Origin of the sequence: Streptosporangium sp. NPDC000396 (assembly GCF_042898655.1) — a bacterium.
Lineage (GTDB): Bacteria > Actinomycetota > Actinomycetes > Streptosporangiales > Streptosporangiaceae > Streptosporangium.
In genome coordinates, this window is sequence record NZ_JBIAZA010000064.1 from 1 (window position 1) to 16430 (window position 16430).

At 67.6% G+C, this 16430-nt stretch carries 16 protein-coding genes and 3 pseudogenes; 11 read left to right on the forward strand and 8 right to left on the reverse strand.

All coding sequences use genetic code 11. From position 1 onward, the window contains the following. Nucleotides 1–182: pseudogene (locus ACFY2X_RS46705) on the forward strand (RNA polymerase subunit sigma-24); the annotation flags it as partial. 168 nt (nt 183–350) lie between these two features. Here ACFY2X_RS46705 and ACFY2X_RS46710 read toward each other — a convergent pair. Then, nucleotides 351–1211, reverse strand: coding sequence for a TIGR03619 family F420-dependent LLM class oxidoreductase (locus ACFY2X_RS46710; protein ID WP_389951780.1), 861 nt, complete (start codon nt 1209–1211; stop codon nt 351–353). A gap of 251 nt (nt 1212–1462) precedes the next feature. On the opposite strand from ACFY2X_RS46710, the gene ACFY2X_RS46715 reads away from it, so the two are divergent. Both ACFY2X_RS46715 and ACFY2X_RS46720 read left to right on the forward strand, forming a co-directional pair. Beyond that, entirely contained in the window at nt 1463–2230 is a 768-nt protein-coding gene (locus ACFY2X_RS46715) for a peptidylprolyl isomerase (protein WP_389951783.1), read from the forward strand. 88 nt (nt 2231–2318) lie between these two features. Next, a pseudogene (locus tag ACFY2X_RS46720) lies at nt 2319–2441 on the forward strand (IS481 family transposase); the annotation flags it as partial. Between the two features lie 15 nt (nt 2442–2456). On the opposite strand, the gene ACFY2X_RS46725 reads toward ACFY2X_RS46720, so the two are convergent. Further along, entirely contained in the window at nt 2457–4022 is a 1566-nt protein-coding gene (locus ACFY2X_RS46725) for an MFS transporter (RefSeq protein ID WP_389951786.1), read from the reverse strand. A 101-nt stretch (nt 4023–4123) separates the two neighbouring features. On the opposite strand from ACFY2X_RS46725, the gene ACFY2X_RS46730 reads away from it, so the two are divergent. After that, nucleotides 4124–4294: a CopG family transcriptional regulator gene (locus ACFY2X_RS46730; protein WP_389951788.1), complete on the forward strand. Its 171-nt coding sequence runs from the start codon at nt 4124–4126 to the stop codon at nt 4292–4294. Then, nucleotides 4291–4635, forward strand: a complete 345-nt coding sequence (locus tag ACFY2X_RS46735; protein WP_389951790.1) for a VOC family protein — start codon at nt 4291–4293, stop codon at nt 4633–4635. The genes ACFY2X_RS46730 and ACFY2X_RS46735 overlap by 4 nt, the downstream gene beginning before the upstream one ends. Before the next feature lie 497 nt (nt 4636–5132). On the opposite strand, the gene ACFY2X_RS46740 is transcribed toward ACFY2X_RS46735, so the two are convergent. Next, nucleotides 5133–5450, reverse strand: a complete 318-nt coding sequence (locus ACFY2X_RS46740) for a hypothetical protein (protein ID WP_389951792.1) — start codon at nt 5448–5450, stop codon at nt 5133–5135. A gap of 472 nt (nt 5451–5922) precedes the next feature. Between ACFY2X_RS46740 and ACFY2X_RS46745 the strand changes: the two genes are divergently transcribed. Next, nucleotides 5923–6363: a phage tail protein gene (locus ACFY2X_RS46745; protein ID WP_389951794.1), complete on the forward strand. Its 441-nt coding sequence runs from the start codon at nt 5923–5925 to the stop codon at nt 6361–6363. A 131-nt stretch (nt 6364–6494) separates the two neighbouring features. Here the strand turns inward: ACFY2X_RS46745 and ACFY2X_RS46750 are convergent, their stop codons facing one another. Then, the gene (locus tag ACFY2X_RS46750; RefSeq protein WP_389951797.1) at nt 6495–6929 is read right to left on the reverse strand and encodes a nuclear transport factor 2 family protein; all 435 of its coding nucleotides are present in this window, start codon (nt 6927–6929) and stop codon (nt 6495–6497) included. Between the two features lie 373 nt (nt 6930–7302). Between ACFY2X_RS46750 and ACFY2X_RS46755 the strand changes: the two genes are divergently transcribed. Continuing rightward, nucleotides 7303–7476, forward strand: coding sequence for a hypothetical protein (locus tag ACFY2X_RS46755; RefSeq protein WP_389951799.1), 174 nt, complete (start codon nt 7303–7305; stop codon nt 7474–7476). A gap of 253 nt (nt 7477–7729) precedes the next feature. Here the strand turns inward: ACFY2X_RS46755 and ACFY2X_RS46760 are convergent, their stop codons facing one another. Then, a complete protein-coding gene (locus ACFY2X_RS46760; RefSeq protein WP_389951801.1) occupies nt 7730–8809 on the reverse strand; it encodes a response regulator transcription factor in 1080 nt (359 codons plus the stop codon). A 202-nt stretch (nt 8810–9011) separates the two neighbouring features. Here ACFY2X_RS46760 and ACFY2X_RS46765 point away from each other — a divergent pair, with 202 nt between their 5' ends. Next, on the forward strand, nt 9012–10445 hold the full coding sequence (locus ACFY2X_RS46765; protein ID WP_389951803.1) for an FAD/NAD(P)-binding protein: 1434 nt from the start codon (nt 9012–9014) through the stop codon (nt 10443–10445). A 255-nt stretch (nt 10446–10700) separates the two neighbouring features. Here ACFY2X_RS46765 and ACFY2X_RS46770 read toward each other — a convergent pair whose 3' ends face one another. After that, nucleotides 10701–11297, reverse strand: a complete 597-nt coding sequence (locus tag ACFY2X_RS46770; RefSeq protein WP_389951806.1) for an ankyrin repeat domain-containing protein — start codon at nt 11295–11297, stop codon at nt 10701–10703. Nucleotides 11298–11802: 505 nt separating this feature from the next. On the opposite strand from ACFY2X_RS46770, the pseudogene ACFY2X_RS46775 reads away from it, so the two are divergent. Then, a pseudogene (locus ACFY2X_RS46775) lies at nt 11803–12225 on the forward strand (recombinase family protein). Nucleotides 12226–12262: 37 nt separating this feature from the next. Beyond that, the gene (locus ACFY2X_RS46780) at nt 12263–12388 is read left to right on the forward strand and encodes a helix-turn-helix domain-containing protein (RefSeq protein ID WP_389951808.1); all 126 of its coding nucleotides are present in this window, start codon (nt 12263–12265) and stop codon (nt 12386–12388) included. Nucleotides 12389–12544: 156 nt separating this feature from the next. Here the strand turns inward: ACFY2X_RS46780 and ACFY2X_RS46785 are convergent, their stop codons facing one another. Then, entirely contained in the window at nt 12545–13198 is a 654-nt protein-coding gene (locus tag ACFY2X_RS46785) for a response regulator (RefSeq protein WP_389951810.1), read from the reverse strand. Next, nucleotides 13195–14418, reverse strand: coding sequence for a sensor histidine kinase (locus ACFY2X_RS46790; protein WP_389951812.1), 1224 nt, complete (start codon nt 14416–14418; stop codon nt 13195–13197). The genes ACFY2X_RS46785 and ACFY2X_RS46790 overlap by 4 nt, the downstream gene beginning before the upstream one ends. A gap of 230 nt (nt 14419–14648) precedes the next feature. Between ACFY2X_RS46790 and ACFY2X_RS46795 the strand changes: the two genes are divergently transcribed. After that, the gene (locus ACFY2X_RS46795) at nt 14649–16160 is read left to right on the forward strand and encodes a serine hydrolase domain-containing protein (RefSeq protein ID WP_389951815.1); all 1512 of its coding nucleotides are present in this window, start codon (nt 14649–14651) and stop codon (nt 16158–16160) included. Nucleotides 16161–16430 lie beyond the last annotated feature (270 nt).

Sequence of the window (16430 nt, forward strand, 5' to 3'; positions counted from 1 at the left end):
TCGCCGACAGGGCACCCGACCTGACGATCCTGGAGCGTATGGTCAACGGTCAGCCCGGCCTGGTGGCCCAGCAAGATGGCGTCACCGTGGTGGTGATGGCGTTCGACGTCGCAGACGACCGGATCAAGCGCCTTTGGGCGGTACGCAACCCCGAGAAACTCCGGCCTTGGGCGACGGGCTGACAGATGGCTGCCCTTGGCGTCGAGGAACAGCGCGGAGTTGTCGGCGGCGCCGGGCCGGTGGGGACGTTCCTCCAGCCACTGGCTCAGATCGGGGCGCACCTTGGGGTGGATCCGAACGGCGCGGCCCGAATACGAGAAACGGCCGCACCCGTTCCAGGGGTGATGCTGTCAGCCGGCACCGGGGAGAGCGAACCGCTGGGCGAACGCGGACATCTCATCCCGCTGCCGTTCCGGTTCCATCGCGGTGGGGCTGACCACGATACGGGTCACGCCTTGCGCAGCGAATGTCTCGACCCGTTCGGCGGACATGTCGATCGACCCCCATCGTGTGTACTCCAACGCGCCGGGGTCACGACCGGCCTCGACGGCGGTGGCCTTGGCCAGTTCCCACTGGATCGCGCGTTCCTCGGGGGCGAGCGCGCCGCCGGGGAAGTAGCCGTCGCCGCGCAGCCCGGCGCGGCGTGCGGCCGCCCGGCTCGACCCGCCGACGTGGATCGGCAGGTGCGTGACCTCATAAGGCTTTGGGTAGCTGCACGCGTCGTCGAAACCGAAGAACTCGCCGTCGAAGCTGACGCCCTCCTCGCCGCCCTCCCAGAGCAGCCGCAACACGTCGATGGCCTCGTCGGTACGACGGCCGCGCGTGCTGAAGTCGACGCCCACCGCTTTGGCCTCGCCGGGCAGGGTGCCCAACCCCACGGTCAGCAGCCGCATCCGCCCCTTGGACAGCACGTCAATGGTGGAAAGCCGCTTGGCCAGGACCACCGGGTGATGGAACGGCAGTAGCAGCACGGCTGTGCCGAGCAGGATGCGCTGGGTAGCCGCCGCGACGAAACCCAGGCAGTCGAGCGGATCGGGGTAGGGCAGAGACGGCGGAAACTCGAAGGCGCCGAGCGCGGCGCCGGGATACAGCACGATGTGCTCCGGCAGATACAGCCCCTCGAAACCGCATTCCTCGGCATGCTGGGCGTAGGTCACGAGCCTGTCGGGGGCAAGGCCGCCGGCTGTGGAATAGCTGATCGCGAATTTCATCGTCATCCTCAACATCAGTGTTCGCGATCACGCTAGAACCTTGTCGTTGGCGTCAAGGCAAGCGCGTGGCCGCCTATCGCGCCGATGTGGCCTTCCAGACGATCCCGAGAGCGGCGGGCAATCACGCGACCCGGCCATACGCCGCCTGGGCCATCCGATCCGCGGCGCCGAGCTGTGCCCTTGACTGGGCCGGTCAGATCGATTAGACCACAGGGAGCCCGTTGATCACCCTTGCTCCCCCGGAGGACAGCATGTCTGACAGAGTGTTGTTACGACTCGCGGCACGTGCCGCGGTAGCCGCAGTGACGACGGGCTCATTGGTCGCGTTCGGAGTGGCGCCCGCTTCGGCGGCCACGGATGCGGCCGGAGACAAGCCGCCGAGAACGACGAAGGGCCCGTGCCACTACACCGAGACTCCGGACGAGCCGGCCGTACGCAAGGTGCCGCTGCCGCCGGATCCGCGCCGCACCCCCACCCGGCCGGTCTCCGCGGTCCTCAAGACCAACCACGGTGACATCGGATTCACCCTCGACCCGGCCAAGGCACCATGCACCGTGCAGAGCTTCGTGCACCTGATCCGGCACAAGTTCTACGATGTCACCTCATGCCATCGGATGACTGCCTACGACCGGCTGAAGGTGCTGCAGTGCGGCGATCCCAGCTTCACCGGCGAGGGCGGACCGGGCTACCGGTACAAGGATGAGCTGCCCACCGATCTGCCGCCGTGGCCGGGCGACCCCACCGGACAGCGGAAGACGTACGCACGCGGGGTACTGGCCATGGCCAACGCCGGACCGGACACCAACGGCAGCCAGTTTTTCCTGGTCTACGCCGACTCCGGGCTGTCACCCAATTACACGATCTTCGGGACGGTCGACGCCGCCGGGCTCGCAACCTTGGACCGCATCGCCGCCGGCGGCATCCAGCCCGCTCCGGGAGGGCCGACACCACCGGTGGACGGCAAGCCCGTCCTTCCGGTCGACATCGACGACGCCCAGGTCTGCCACCAGCCGTATTGACCACGAGCGTTGTCGACAGCAGGGCTTGATCAATAGCGAAGACCTTCGTGCGGTGAAGGCGTCGAGTCTTCACCGCACGAAGGTCTTCGTGTCCCACCGTAATGCCCGGCTGACCGTGTACGGCAGGCGGTTGCTCATCGAATGTGTCCGCTCCGGTCGCCCCGTTGCGCAGGTGGCCGCCGAGATGGGCATCTCCCGCACCACCGCACACACCGCCGTTGCATGCTCACCGCGACTGCGATGCCTCGGTGCTCTGCGGTTGGGATCGGGCTGGTTGGCCAGGGGCCTGGGGTGCTACGAAATCCTTGCTGCGGATGAGGACGAAAGCCAAGACGCCGCCTACCAGCGCCAGGATGCCGCCGGCGACCAGCAAGTCGTTCAGTGACGTCGCGAAACTGGCGCGGATCGCGCTATTCACCTGTCCACGGAACTCCGGTGGGGCCGCGGCGATGGCTTGCCCGGGAACACCCGTGCGGATGGCGTCCGCGATCTGATCGGCGTGTCCTTGCAGTGCGGGGACGCTCGCGAGCCGCTCCTGCAGTGCGTCGCGTAGCGATGCGGTGAAGATCGAGCCGTACAGGGCGATGCCGACGGCGATGCCGACCTGGCGGAAGGTTTGGTTCACGCCGGAGGCCATTCCGGCGCGATACACCGGAACGACACCGATCGCGGTCGAGGCCAGCGGCGGATTGACCACTCCGGCGCCGATGCCCGTGACGATGAATCCTGGGATGAGATGGGTCCAGTCCGACTCGGCGGTCACGCCCGTCATGAGCAAGAGGCCGATACCCACCACGACCAGGCCCGGGCCGATCAGCCACCGGGTCGGGACACGGCTCAGCAACCGGCCTGCCGCCATGGCGGCGATGAGCGTGCAGCCGGAGCTGACCAGAAGCCGGGCACCGGTGCCCATCGCGCTGTTACCGAGACCGTTCTGCAGGTAAAGCACGAGGTAGATGAACATCGCGAACAACGAGGCGTTCATCGCGAACGCCGCGATCGAGCCGCCGAGGAATGTCGGGGTCCGCAACAGCGACAGGTCGAACATCGGCTCGGACACGCGCGACTCGACCACCACGAACGTCGCGAGGAACACCGCCGCCAGGCCGAAACAGATCAGCACACCCTGCTCGCCCCATGCCGTGTCGCTCGCCCTGATCAAGGCGTACACCAGGCTGAACAATCCAGCGGTGAGCGGCACGACGCCCAGCCAGTCGACCCGGGAGGCGCGTGGCGGACGGGATTCGTCCACCAGACGAAGCGTGATGACGATCGCGGCGATGCCGATCGGCAGGTTCACCAGGAAGATACCGCGCCAGCTGATCCCGCTGGTGATCACGCCGCCGAGCACCGGGCCGAGCGCGGTGGCGACACCCGCGACGGAACCCCAGATGCCGAAGGCCACGCCCCGCTGTCTGCCCTGGAATGTGCCGGCGAGCAGCGCCAGGGAGGTGGCGAACAGGGTCGCGCCGCCGACTCCCTGCACCGCACGGGACACGACCAGCATCACCTGATCCTGTGCGATGCCACACAGCAGCGACCCCACCGTGAAGATCGCCAGTCCGATGACGAACAGAAGCCGCCTGCCGTACTGGTCGGCCAGGGAGCCTGAGGTGAGCAAGAGCGCCGCCAGGCTCAACGCGTAAGCGTCCGTCGTCCACTGCAGGCCACTGAAGCTCGCATCCAGCGAGTGCTGGATGTCCGGCAGCGCGACCGCGACGATCGTGACATCGAGCAGCAGCATGAATGTCGCGGCGCATACCACCAGCAACGTCCACCATTGGCGTTTCATTGTTCGGCGCCCTCCTCGGCTCACAAGACCTGGTGCTTCATCCGTGGTTCAACCAACACAAGCAAGCTAGCATGCTAGCATCCATGTGTTAGCATGCTAGCATGCGCGCAGAAGTCAAGCAGTTCAACGTCTACCTGCCGGTAGACCTCATCCGGCAGATCAAACACCATGCCATCGAGAACGAGTCATCGCTCTCGGCCCTGGTCGCCGAGGCGTTGCGCATGTATCTCGCCGTTCATGAGCAGGAATCTCAGAAAGGAAAGCCAACATGACCACCGAGGGCATCGAAGGCGTGTACCTCGAGACCCATAACTGGGGAAAGGCGGCCAAGTTCTTGCAGGCGCTGGGCTACAACGTCGAGTTCGCGACCGAGGAAGGCTCGGGGATGCTCCGCAACGGCGACGGCCCCTACCTCCTGCTCGCCGAAATCCCTGAGGACCAGAAGCCTGAGGTCCAGGTCGTGCTACGGGTGGCGGACGCCGACGCGTTCAGTGCCGACCCGTCCATCGAGGTGATCACGCCATTCGAGGAGACCCACTACGGAACGCAGGAGATGAAGGTACGCGACCCTGACGGACGCGTCTGGAGCCTGCAGGCGCCGATCAAGAAATGAGTGCGCGGCAGCTGTCATCGGTGCCCCACAGGACACTGTGGACCGAGGATCACTCGCTTGCCATGCAGCTGCCCCTTTACCGCGGTAGAGGGTCGAAGAGTTGACGATCATGAGCGCGTCCGCCGCCGACCTGACCGCTGTCGGGCTGGCGATAAGAATCCGCAGCTCAGCGGCTTGGCCGTACGACGGTACGGGGTCCCGGTGGCAACGAAGAAATCCCAACGGACATGCAGGCCAGAACCCCTGTAACTGTCTTCAGGCACAGCCTGAAAGGCAGACCGCCAGCCTGCATGTCCATTGTTTTCTGTGCCGTTACTGCCGGGACCCCTAGAATTTCCCCAAGGTAGAGCGTGCTCACGTGCGGCGTAACGTCGGCCGCCCGACGCCTTGTCGCGCATGATCATGGATTCCTCGCCGTTCCCGAGCGCGGAACAGATCTTCGCCCAGGCGGCGGACCGCCTGGGCGAACTGGCGGGCCGCCTCAAGGGCGGCCTCGGTCAGGGGACGATGACGTGGAAGCCGATGTCGCGGGCGCCGGCGGCGATACCGGTGCCGACGAACACGTCGCGGGAGTCCCCGCAGGAGGCGGCGTTGTCGGGGCGGACGAAGATGCTGGAGTCCCAGGGCGCGCTCGCCCATTGGACGGTGGCGACCGGGACGGTGGTGGCGGGGTTGACGACGGCGGCGGCGCGGACACCGGGGCCGGAGGCGCCGCCGGGATCGGCCAGTGCCGGGGCGGCGAAGGCGCCGAGCGTGGCGGTACAGGCGGTCAGGGTCACGGCGATGGCCATGGCGGTCTTCTTGATGCGCGGCATGCTGGCTCTCTTTCGAGCATGGGACAGTACAGGGACCGGGCTTCTCGTCGGGCCGGACGATGATCTACCACCCCCAAGCCGGCACTAACTGTAGTTATTTAGACGCTTAGAGTGACTTTGATGCACGGTAAAGATGATCTCCTCATGCTGGAACGCGAGACCCAACGAGGGGGCAGTCCACGTACGCCGGAAAGAGGCAGCATCCCCCCTCTATCGGCTGGTGACGCGCGGGACCCTCTTCCCGCAAGTTCGCGGATGGACCCGTGTATAGCCTTTCGCGACCTGCGACGGAGCGGCTTACCGCCAACGGCTGTTCTGCTGGCCCTCAACCCTGGAGACACAACCCCGCGAAATCTCGACTTCACTCAGAGTAATCAGTTGGACTCAGTACGTTTGGAGGGATTGCGACGCCCTGGCGCCCCTGCCTTGGGCCTCTCGTATCGCCCGCTCACACGTGCAGGAGGCAAAACACATGCTGACCGATGACACCTTCAGCAGTTGTACGTTCACTATCGAGCTCGGCGAGTTCCAGGTCGAGACCGTGCAGAGCGTATCGGGGCTGACCTTCGAACAGGACATCGTCGAGACCCGGCAGGTCTCCTTGACCGGCGAACTGATCGTGCGCAAACAGCCCGGCGCCCGCCAAGCCGGTGAAATCACGATCACGCGCGGCATGGACAAGAGCGCCGCGTTCACCGACTGGATCAAGGCCACGCTGGTCAACGCCGACCTCGACAGCGCCCGCCAGAACATCACGATCGCTCTGAAGGACGCGCAGAAGAACACCGTCCGACGCATTCACCTCATCAACGCCTGGGCGTCCCGTTGGGAGGGACCACAGCTCGCTGCCTCCTACTCCCAGAACGACACGGAACAGGTGACGATCACCTATGAGGACATCACCGTCGAATAGTCCGCGCACGAGCGTGGTTGGATCGGAAGCTCGCCTAGGAAGCCACTTCCGAGATTGGCTCATCTCGGAAGTGGGGGTCAGCGAGATTTGGGACCGAGTCCGGGACGCCTGATGCCGTTTCCCGGAGGAGGCTAGGCGCGCAAATGGCGGCTGACATCGCCGACCAGGTGGATCCGGACGTGGCGTTCCACGAATCGCCAGCGCCCGTCGCGGCGCTCGAAGCGGTCGGTGTAGCGTCCTGCGGCAACGGACTGCAGCGGAAAGTCGGGCAGAGCCTGAAACACGGTGACGTATGAACGCGCAGCGGCGGTTCCTGTCTCCTCGTCAATGTCGACGGCGAGGTTGGTCGTGACGTGGTGAGTGCGCGGCGTGCCGTCCTCGTAGAGGATCACGGTGTCGCGGAGCATCTTCTCGACGGCTTCCCGGCCATGGACCGGTGCGCCACTGCCGATGAACACCCCGTCGGCGAACAGTTCGCCGACGCCGACGAAGTCTCCGGTGTCGACCAGTTCGGCGTACTCGGCGATCAGATTTGTGATGGCGGCCGTGTCCACAGTTGTGCTCATGGCCCGAGGGTATGGGGTCGCGGCCCGCAAAGCTCGGCTACCTCGATGTTGTCGCGGGTCAGAGGGATCAAGATCCGCCCATGGCCGGAATTCCCGTTATCTCGGCTGACCCCGGACCCCGCCGCTCGCCGCAGACTTCCCTGACCCTCTAACCAGAGGCCACCTGCATCGGAACGGTGGGTGGCGGGACCTCCGCTCACGTCGGCCCGCTAACGCCACTGGTGGGGGACAGACCAAGTACGTCGGAAAGGGGCAGTCGCCCATGGGTTCACCCCGTTTAATTACGGTTTGATGAATCACGCTGTCTCTGTGTGATCGGCATCGGTACGGTCTGCTGCATCCTGCCTGGTGATCAAGGCGAAGGGTGCCCTTCATGGCGTGGATCGGGCGGACGGCGTACCCGCAATTCAAGCGGTTGACGTCGGCGCGCGTGCTACACGTGTTCTTCACGCCCACGATCGAGGAGATGGCCTGGGCGCAGGAGCGCACCGGAAGCCCGGGGTCGTACTTCGGGGTTGAGGAACAGCGGAACAGCCGCTGGCGGTAAGCCGCTCCGTCGCAGGTCGCGAAAGGCCGCACAGGGCGACGGGGCGGCATTCCCTGGGGCCGTGCCCTCTCGTCAGCCGACCCCTGATCGCCTGCTTCCTGCGCATTCGACCAGCTCACCGCCACAGCGAGAAACAAGATCTTTCTCACCGCCAACGGCTGTTCCGTTGTTCCTCAACCCCGGGATGGCAGACATCGTGGCACTACGACTTGGGCGGGATGACGTGGTTGCCGTTGGCGACTGGTTCCGGCAGCTACGGCCGGTAGGGTTCGGCAAACAGCCGTCCGACGAGCTCACCACGGCTGGAGATCTCCGCCTTGCCGAAGACGGCCTTGAGGTGACCGCGAACGGTGTGCGGGGAGATGAACAGGGCCGCTGCGATCTCTGTGGTGGGCAGGCCCCGTGCCACGAGCTGAGCGACCTCGAACTCGCGCGGCGTCAGGCCGTATGCCTGGGCGATCATGACCGCCAGGGCGCCGGGAGCGGCGGGCTCGATGACGAGCGCGATCGGACCCGGCTGCCCACCGGGACCGCTCAGGCATGAGGCGTGGCAGGTCAGCCACTGTCTGTCGAGGGTTCGGATGCGAATCCGAGCGCTGCCGCGATCGCGACCTCGGGCGATGGCCTGCGCCTGCAGAGCCGTGCCGATCAACCAGATGGGCAGCCTCAGCCCGAGCGTCGACGGAATGGACGGTCCGTCCGGCAGCAGCGCGAGATACCGCCGAGCCTCTTCGTTGATCGACGTCGCCTCGCCGTACCCGTCGAAGAGCAGCAGGCCGGGTGCGGAGGCGCCCGGCCCGCCGTCTGATTCGGACGGACGGGCGAAACGGCGCAGCCGATCGGCGAGTGGGCCGGACAGGCCGGCGAGCAACGCGACCTCGTGCGGGCCGAACGCCGGGCCTCCCCGCATGCGGAAGAGGCTCACCACGCCCCACGGCCGGTCGCCGATCCGCAGCACGGCCCGCAACTCGTCGTCCACGCCCTGACCGCCGAGCAGGCGGCGGAAGCGGGCGCTGCGCTCGGGCAGGTCGCCGGTGGCTGCGCGTAGGCCGGCCACGGGGACGGCAGCGCGGGCGAGGTCACGGAACGGCAGGACGTTCTCCTCCAGGAGCTCGCTCTCCCAGTAGTCGGCGCACCCTTCGCCGGAGCCGAGGTTCTCCACCAGCATGGGCGCGGTGACCAGACCCGTCTCCGGGTCGGTGGCCGCCCACACAGCCGAGTCGAACGGCATCTGCCGCCTCAGCTTGGCCGAGGCGCGGCTGAAGAGGTCCAGCGCGTTGTTGGCCCGCTCGGCAGCCGACAGGATCTCGGTGTGGCGGTGCGGGTGGATCATCGAGCCTCCTGGCGTGTGCAGCCGTTCTCATGGGCTCCGCTGAGGGCTGCACGCCGGTTAGCTTGCCCACTTTCTCCTCCCTCGCCAACCCCTCGTTTGAGGGGGTCATTCCTCGCGATTCCCCCGCAAGCGGGGGATGGAGCATCGTTCCAGCCCTCACGAGACTCGAAAGGACCTTTTGCACGAAACACGGGAGAACGTCATGCGTATCGCGATCGTCGGAGCCGGCGCCGCTGCGGTCGGCCTGCTGGACGCGCTGGCCGTCAGCGAAGCGGAGGCCGGAGAGGTCACCGTGTTCGAGCCGTCCGCGCACCTGTGGCGGGGACGCCCGTATGGGCCGGATCTGGACAGAGTGCTGGTCAACGTCCCGCCCGCAGTCATGTCGATCCGCCACCTGGACTCCGGGCACTACTCCTCCTGGCTGGGTGCCGAGCGTGCCGCTACCCACATGGACGACCTGTTTGGACAGCCACTGGTGCCCCGCGCGCTCTACGGCGAGTACCTAGCCGGCACCGCCGAGACCGCCCTGGCCACACTGCGCGGGCGGGGCTGGCGGACCCGCGTCGTCGCTGCCCGGATTGTCGCGGTAACCCGTTCCCGCGGCCTCCGGCTGGCGCTGTACACCGAAGACGGGCACGAGCACATGGCCGACCAGGTGGTCTTGTGTTTGGGCGGGGGGACGCCGCAGGATCACTACGGCCTGGGCGGTGCCCACGGGTTCGTGGGCGATCCGTATCCCCTGGCGTCCACGCTCGACCAGATCCAGACTGGGGCCGACGTCGCCGTGATCGGCAGCGGGCTGACCGCTGTCGATGTGGCCGTGTCGCTCGCGGCGCGCGGCCATGCCGGGCGGATTGCGCTGGTGTCGCGAACCGGCATGCTCCCCCACGTCTACCAGCGCCCCCTCGACTACCGACCCAGGCACGTGACCGTCGAGCGGGTGGAGGCGCTGGGCCGCGAGCACGGCGGCGTCACCCTCGACGACCTCGCCGGGCTGCTCCGCGCCGAACTGGCGGAGAAGGGCGAGGACTTCGCGCGCTTCACCACCGAGCTGCTGATGGCCAGGTCCGAGGAGCCCGTACGGTGGCTACGGGCGCAACTGGCCGCCATCGACGATCCCAGGATCGGGCGGCGCGTGCTGCAGCAGAGCGCATACACCGTCGCCCCGTACGCGTGGCGGCTGCTGCCCGAGTCCGACCGCGAACGGCTTCGCCGCCACCTCCGTCTGGCCACAAGCGTGGCCGCGCCGATGGTGCCGGTGAACGCCGCAGCCCTACTGGGACTGTTCGACTCCGGGCAGCTCACCACGGCCCCGGGTGTACGCAAGATCGAGGCGGTGGAGAGAGGATTCCGGGTGCGAGGCGACGGCGGCGACCTGAACGCCGACGTCGTCGTCAACGCCCTGAATCCGCCTCCCCAGACGGTACCCCGCGCGGCCGAGCAACTGGTCACGTCCCTCCTCACCGATGGGCTGGCCGCGCTGTACCCATCAGGCGGACTGGCCCCCGCCGACCCGCGCCTGCATGTGGTGGGCGACTTCGCCGCAGGCAGCACGTTCATCACCTCGGGCATCCTCGGAGTCGCCGCTCGGGCCGCCCGTACCGCTAGCGGGCTGCTGACAATGCAGGCCGGCTGATCGGCCGCAGGCGGGACCCAGATGAACTGCCTGGAGCTGCTGGTCGGGACCATAACGACCAGCGCGACCGACGTCCCGCCCAGGCCGCCTGCTGTGCATCTGGCGCCGACCCTGGTTGCGGTCGGCGCGGTCGGGCAGCAGGCGGTCGCCACTGAAAGCGCTCTGGCCACTGCCAATGGCGGGACGCCGCCCCGACTTGGCGCTCCTATGGGTGGCTCCGCGCTCACCGTCGCTTACTCGTGAGTGAGCCGGCCGCTACTGGCCCAAAAACTCCGCCACCTCAGCTTGACCGCCGAACTGTGCCCACTCCAGCGGGGTGGCGTCGTAATCGTGATCCCGTAGTGACCGGTCAGCTCCCAGCTCCAAGAGCGCTCGCACCATCGGCAGATCGCCTGCCCGCGCCGCCTTGTGCAACGCCGTCGACGGGAGGCGTGCGTTCACGTCGAAGCCCAGCGCGCAGGCCAGCCGTACGACCGGCACGCGGCCGTACTCCGCGGCCTTGATGAGCAGATCCCGCCGTTGTGTCAGCAGGCGCCGGAGCAGTGCGCGGTCGCCGCTCACCAGGCGTTCAAGCTCCCTGCGATCCCCTCGCATGATCGCCGCTTCCACAGCGTCCAGCCCGCGTAGCGTGTCGGAGGTACCGGCATCGGTAAGGAGCCGCGCAACCTGTGAATGCCCGCCGAGCAGAGCCAGCTCCAGCGCCGTGTGCCCGCCGAAGAACGGATGCCCGTCGTCGCCCTTGGCGTCGGCGGGCGCGCCGTGCGCCAGCAGGCACCGCATCCGATGTGCCTGGCCACGCAACGCAGCTGTCAGCACCGTGTTCGCCAGCATGCGGGCCGGCGAGTCCTGCACGCGTCCCAGCCTGGCCTTCCATTCCCCTCAGGCGGGTAGCCGGCATTCGGGCCCGGCGCTCGGGTCGCCGTCACCAGGGGCAAAGTAGCGCCGAGTAACCATCGCTACTCTTTGTGGTTGCCAGGTTGGTCATCTCAGTGTCGAATAACGTTCGTCTGTCGACACTCCGCCGGGAAACTACGAGGTCGCAGGTGGTGAGCGTCGAGAAATCGTGCCGAGAATCAACGTCGGTGAACGGGTCGGTGAGCGGATTCCGACAGGCATCGGCGCGTTGCCCTGACCTGGGGATACGCCCCTACTTTGCGGCCTATGACACCGACCCGAGCGGAGGGCCCGGTAGCCGGAAGTCTGTGCTGGTATCCCGTTAGGGGATCGCTCACCGGGCACTTTCGCGGGTGGCTGCCGATGGGGTTGCACCCCAGGTCGGCATGTCCCGTAAGAGCCGCCCGATGAAGTGCCCGGCGAGCGGGGGGCAAACGCTGCAGTGGCGCCCATGACCGGCCTCATGATCGGCTATGCCCGCGTCTCCACCGACGAACAAGACCTCGCCGCGCAACTGGACGCGCTCGCCGAGCTCGGCGTCAGCGCTGACCGGATCTATGTCGACAAGGGACTGACCGGCACCAACCGCGCCCGGCCAAGCCTGGCCCAGGCCCTGGCGGCGTGCCGGGCTGGTGGTGAGCTGGCGGTGACGAAGCTGGATCGGCTGGCCCGGTCGGTCGCCGATGCCCACGACATCGCCGAGGAACTGACCGCCCGCTAGGTGAAGCTCAACCTGGGCGGGTCGATCCACGATCCGACCGACCCGATCGGCAAGCTGTTGTTCACCGCGTTGGCGATGGTCGCGGAGTTCGAGGCGGACCTGACCCGGATGCGGACCCGTGAAGGAATGAAGATCGCCAAGGCCAAGGGGGCGGCTACACGATAAGAAGCCGAAACTGAACGCGCGGCAGGAGGCGCACTTGGTGGCGCTGCACAAAGCGGGCGAGCACACCAGCACTGAGCTGGCCGAGCTGTTCGGGGTGGCCCGCTCGACGGTGTACTGGGCGGTCGAGCGGGCGGCGGGAGGACAGGAGGCAGCTAAGAGCTGACCGGGGTCTGAGGAACATCGGAGCCGGATCGTGCGCCAAGGATGCGAGATCCTAAAGGCTTCCGACCGCGTACTCGGTGCAGGCATCGGGTAGCGAGAGGTGCGGTGGGAACATCGTCCGTGTCGATTAAGCGCTCACCGGGCGAGTCGCGGGTGGTCAGTCCACGATGCTGTTGCGGTAGGCCCAGGCGGCGATTTCCACCCGGTTGCGCACTCCGAGCTTTATCTGGACGCTGGCCAGGTGTTTTTTGACCGTGCCCAGTGACACATACAGGCTTTGTGCGATCTCTGTGTTGGTCATTCCTTGGGCTACGGCTCGCACGGTGTCTTGCTCGCGCTGGGTGAGGCCGTGATCAGCGGTGGCCTGCGGCCGCGCTGCAGGTGAGCGGATGAAGTGTTCGAGGAGCCGTACGGTGATCTGGGGGGAGACCATGGCGTCACCGCGGTCGGCGGCACGTACCGCTTCGACCAGCATGGCCGGTCCCGCGTCCTTGAGCAGAAATCCGACGGCACCGCCGTGAAGGGCTTCGTTGACGTATTCGTCCAGGTCGAACGTGGTGACCACAACCACGCGTAGAGGATCGGCGATGCCCGGCCCGGCCAGGCGACGGGTGACTTCCAGCCCTCCGATGCCGGGCATGCGGATGTCGAGCAGGCTTACGTCCGGCCGCTCCCGCTGGGCGAGGCGAAGGGCTTCGATGCCGTCCCCGGCCTCGGCGACGACCTCGATGTCGGGCTCAGCCTCCAGGATGCGGCGAAACCCGGAGCGGACCATGCGCTGGTCGTCGGCCAAGAGGACACGGATGCTCATCCGGCGTGCTCACTCGTTGGCAGGAGCGCGCTCCGCGTGCCGCCGGAGGGTGCGTCGGCCGGAAGGCGCGCAATGACCTGCCAGCCCACCCCGTCGGGGCCGGGCCCCGCGTGGAAGGAGCCGCCGAGAAGGTCGGCCCGCTCGGCCATGCCCACCAGACCGTAACCGCCGCCGGTGAAACCGCTGGCGGCGCCCTGCCCGTCGTCACTGACCTCCAAGCAAACCTGCCCGTCGCTGGAACTGACCTGGACGGTGATCCTGGTCGCGGTGCGAGCGTGGCGGTCGGCGTTGGCCACCGCCTCCTGCGCCATGCGGACCACCGCGGCGGCGGTCTCCGGGGAGAGCCGGTCAGGGTCGGCCTCCAGGGTCACGCGCACGGCGGGGTGAGAGCCGCCGGGGCGCTCCAGCTCGCGCAGGGCCTGGGCGCAGGTGAGGTTGTCGGTGCGGGGCTTTTCGCCTTCGCGCAGGGCGGTGACCAGGAGCCGCATCGCTGTCAACGCGTTGCTTCCCGCCTCCTCGATGTCGACGAGGGCGGCGCGAAGGGCCAGAGGATCGCGTTGCGCGACGTGCTGCAGCGACTGGGCCTGCACCACGATGCCGGTGACCTGGTGGGCCACCACGTCGTGCAGGTCACGGGCGAGCGCGGCCCGCTCACTGCGGCGGACTCGTTCGATATGCCAGGCGTGCTGTTGCACGCGCCAGCGCGCGTAGAGCCCGGGGGTCAGCAAGAGCAGCACGAGCAGGGCGTTGTCGGTGTCCATCGGACGGCCGTCGCGTAGCGAGGCCGACAGCAGCGCGGTGAGGGCGAGCCCGGCGACGGCGGCCATGAGCAGGGGCCGGCAACGATAGGCGACCAGCGGAACGACCAATGCGGTGACGGCGACCTCGGTGAGACCGATCGGCGGGTGCGGGGTCCCGGCAAGCCAGGGTCCCATGGATAGCGCCTGCGCCGTGAGCAGGGCCAGGGCCGCGCCGGCCGCCGTCGCCGCGGGCGAGGTTTTCGACCGCAGGATCCACAGCGCCAGTGCGGCCATCACGGCACCCGACACCAGGCACAGAACACTCCCGGCGGGAGGTGAGGCGGACAGGTAGCGGTCCACATCGCCCAGCCAGGCCGCCAGCAGTACCACCGCGATGATGCCGGCCAGCAGCCTGGCAGGAGGAAAACCGGGCACGCCGGAGACACCGATGCCAGGCCATCTGGTCGGTTGGTTATGCATACCGGAACATTACGTGTTTCGCCCCGATGCGGCGGTAGCCGATCGGCCGCCCCTGCGCCCAAGGGATACGGGCTGTTCGGCCGCCGCGGCACCACAGCCACCTGGACGAATCTGAGGACTCCGCATCCACGGCCGCCTGAGCGGCCCCTAAAGGAGTCTGTATGCCCTCACCTCATGATCACCCTGCGCACACCGGTCGCCGAGGGCGCACCCCGGGCCTGTGGCCAGTGATGTTCGCAGTCGCGATAGTCGCCCTCCTGAGCGCCTTCTTCGCCGCCCCGAGCAGCCTGCCGGCGACCGCCGCCTCCACCGGCGATGACCAACTCGTCAAACGCGTCGCGGCTCTGCTTCCCGACAGCGGTCTGGCCGGCGGCTCCGTGGGCCTGTCCGTCGCCTTGATCGAGCACGGAGAAGTGCGTAAGGCCGGACTGAGCACGATCGACGGGTCCACCCCGGTGAAGCCCGAAACGGTCTTCGAAACCGGCTCGATCCAAAAGGTCCTCACCGGGACCCTGCTGGCCGACATGATCGAAAACGACAAGATCAAGCTCACCGATACCCTGGCCGAGCTGTGGCCGGACATCCGTTTCACCGCCCCTGCCGTTGCCGGCATCACGGTGGAACAGCTCGCCACCCACACCGCGGGCCTTCCCTCCTTCCCACGGCAGGACCCCGGCTTCCCTCAAGCACTGGCCGGCTACACACTCGGAGACAACGCCTACGCCCCACTCAACGACCCTGTCCGCACTCTGGCCACGATGACCGGCGTCGGCCCCGGCCCTGGCACCGCCTTCTCCTACTCCAACCTCGGCTATGCCGCACTCGGCCAGACCCTGGCCAAGGTCGACGGACGCGACTACGCCACCGCCCTGCGCGAACGGGTGCTGGCCCCGCTCGGCATGCACCACACGACCGTCCGCACCACACCGGGCGTCCCCGCGGGCGCGGCTCTTCCTCATGGCACCGCGGGAGTCGGCGTGGTCCCGTGGACGAACCCGGCCTGGGCCGCGGTGGGCACCGGCACCTGGACCACCAGCTCCGACCTCGCCGCGTTCCTGACCGCCACCATGCGCGACGACGCGCCAAAGTCGCTCACCCTGACCCACCGGCCTCGGGCGAAGGTGAGCGACTTCTCCGCCTACGACGGGCAGGTGGGCCTCGGCTGGCAGCTGTGGAAGGTGAACGGCACCCGCGTGAGCTGGCACAACGGCCTGACCAACGGCGGGCGGACTTTTATCGCCCACACCGGCGACGATCGCGCGGTCATCGTGTTGGCCAACTCCACCCGAACCCCGGTCGAAAAGATCGGTTTTCGGCTGCTCGGCCTGGACATCCCCGAGTTCGACGAGGAGCAAAGCCCCCACCCCGCTCTTCTCGCGCTCACCGTCCTGCTCGCCCTCGGCGCTCCCGCGCTCGTCCTGCTCGGGGTCGCACGGCCCCGCCGCGGTCGCCTGTCCCGTCCGCTGGACCGGCTCAAAGTCATCTCCCTGCTGACCGCCGGCCTCGCGTTGTGGCTTTTGGCCCTGCGCGTCGGCGAGTGGGGCCACGTGCCGCGCCTGATCTGGGCCCTCGGCTGCGTGCTGCTCACCAACACCGCGGTGCTGGCCGCATGGCGCTGGCGCCTCCTGCCCACGGCCCGCGGCCGACACCTCTGGCTTCGCTGGCTCACCTTCAGTGCCCCTACCCTGATCTTCGGAGCCCTGCTCTACGCCGACGTCATGGTGCTCATCCATCTCCCTTGAACCCGCCGACCCTTATCGGGTAGCGGCTGACCAGGGCGAACACGGCCGCGAGGACCGCCCAGGTGGCGATGTAGGCCACAGACTTGACCCAGGGCGGATCGAGGAGATCGGACCCGAGAACAACGACACCGCCATGATCATTATCGGCGCCAACGGCTGTCCGCCGGTTCCTCAACTGGGCTTCCCCTCGTAACGTAGAGACATCGCCTTAAAGGGGGACGGCGATGGCAGAGACGCGACGGAAGTTCGATCAGGACTTCAAGGACGGGG

Coding starts and splice junctions, on each gene's coding strand:
- ACFY2X_RS46760 (WP_389951801.1), bottom strand. CDS start 8,809: ATGATCCACCCGCACCGCCACACCGAGATCCTGTCGGCTGCCGAGCGG.
- ACFY2X_RS46725 (WP_389951786.1), bottom strand. CDS start 4,022: ATGAAACGCCAATGGTGGACGTTGCTGGTGGTATGCGCCGCGACATTC.
- ACFY2X_RS46745 (WP_389951794.1), top strand. CDS start 5,923: ATGCTGACCGATGACACCTTCAGCAGTTGTACGTTCACTATCGAGCTC.
- ACFY2X_RS46750 (WP_389951797.1), bottom strand. CDS start 6,929: ATGAGCACAACTGTGGACACGGCCGCCATCACAAATCTGATCGCCGAG.
- ACFY2X_RS46790 (WP_389951812.1), bottom strand. CDS start 14,418: ATGCATAACCAACCGACCAGATGGCCTGGCATCGGTGTCTCCGGCGTG.
- ACFY2X_RS46740 (WP_389951792.1), bottom strand. CDS start 5,450: ATGCCGCGCATCAAGAAGACCGCCATGGCCATCGCCGTGACCCTGACC.
- ACFY2X_RS46755 (WP_389951799.1), top strand. CDS start 7,303: ATGGCGTGGATCGGGCGGACGGCGTACCCGCAATTCAAGCGGTTGACG.
- ACFY2X_RS46710 (WP_389951780.1), bottom strand. CDS start 1,211: ATGAAATTCGCGATCAGCTATTCCACAGCCGGCGGCCTTGCCCCCGAC.
- ACFY2X_RS46785 (WP_389951810.1), bottom strand. CDS start 13,198: ATGAGCATCCGTGTCCTCTTGGCCGACGACCAGCGCATGGTCCGCTCC.
- ACFY2X_RS46765 (WP_389951803.1), top strand. CDS start 9,012: ATGCGTATCGCGATCGTCGGAGCCGGCGCCGCTGCGGTCGGCCTGCTG.
- ACFY2X_RS46795 (WP_389951815.1), top strand. CDS start 14,649: ATGTTCGCAGTCGCGATAGTCGCCCTCCTGAGCGCCTTCTTCGCCGCC.
- ACFY2X_RS46730 (WP_389951788.1), top strand. CDS start 4,124: ATGCGCGCAGAAGTCAAGCAGTTCAACGTCTACCTGCCGGTAGACCTC.
- ACFY2X_RS46735 (WP_389951790.1), top strand. CDS start 4,291: ATGACCACCGAGGGCATCGAAGGCGTGTACCTCGAGACCCATAACTGG.
- ACFY2X_RS46715 (WP_389951783.1), top strand. CDS start 1,463: ATGTCTGACAGAGTGTTGTTACGACTCGCGGCACGTGCCGCGGTAGCC.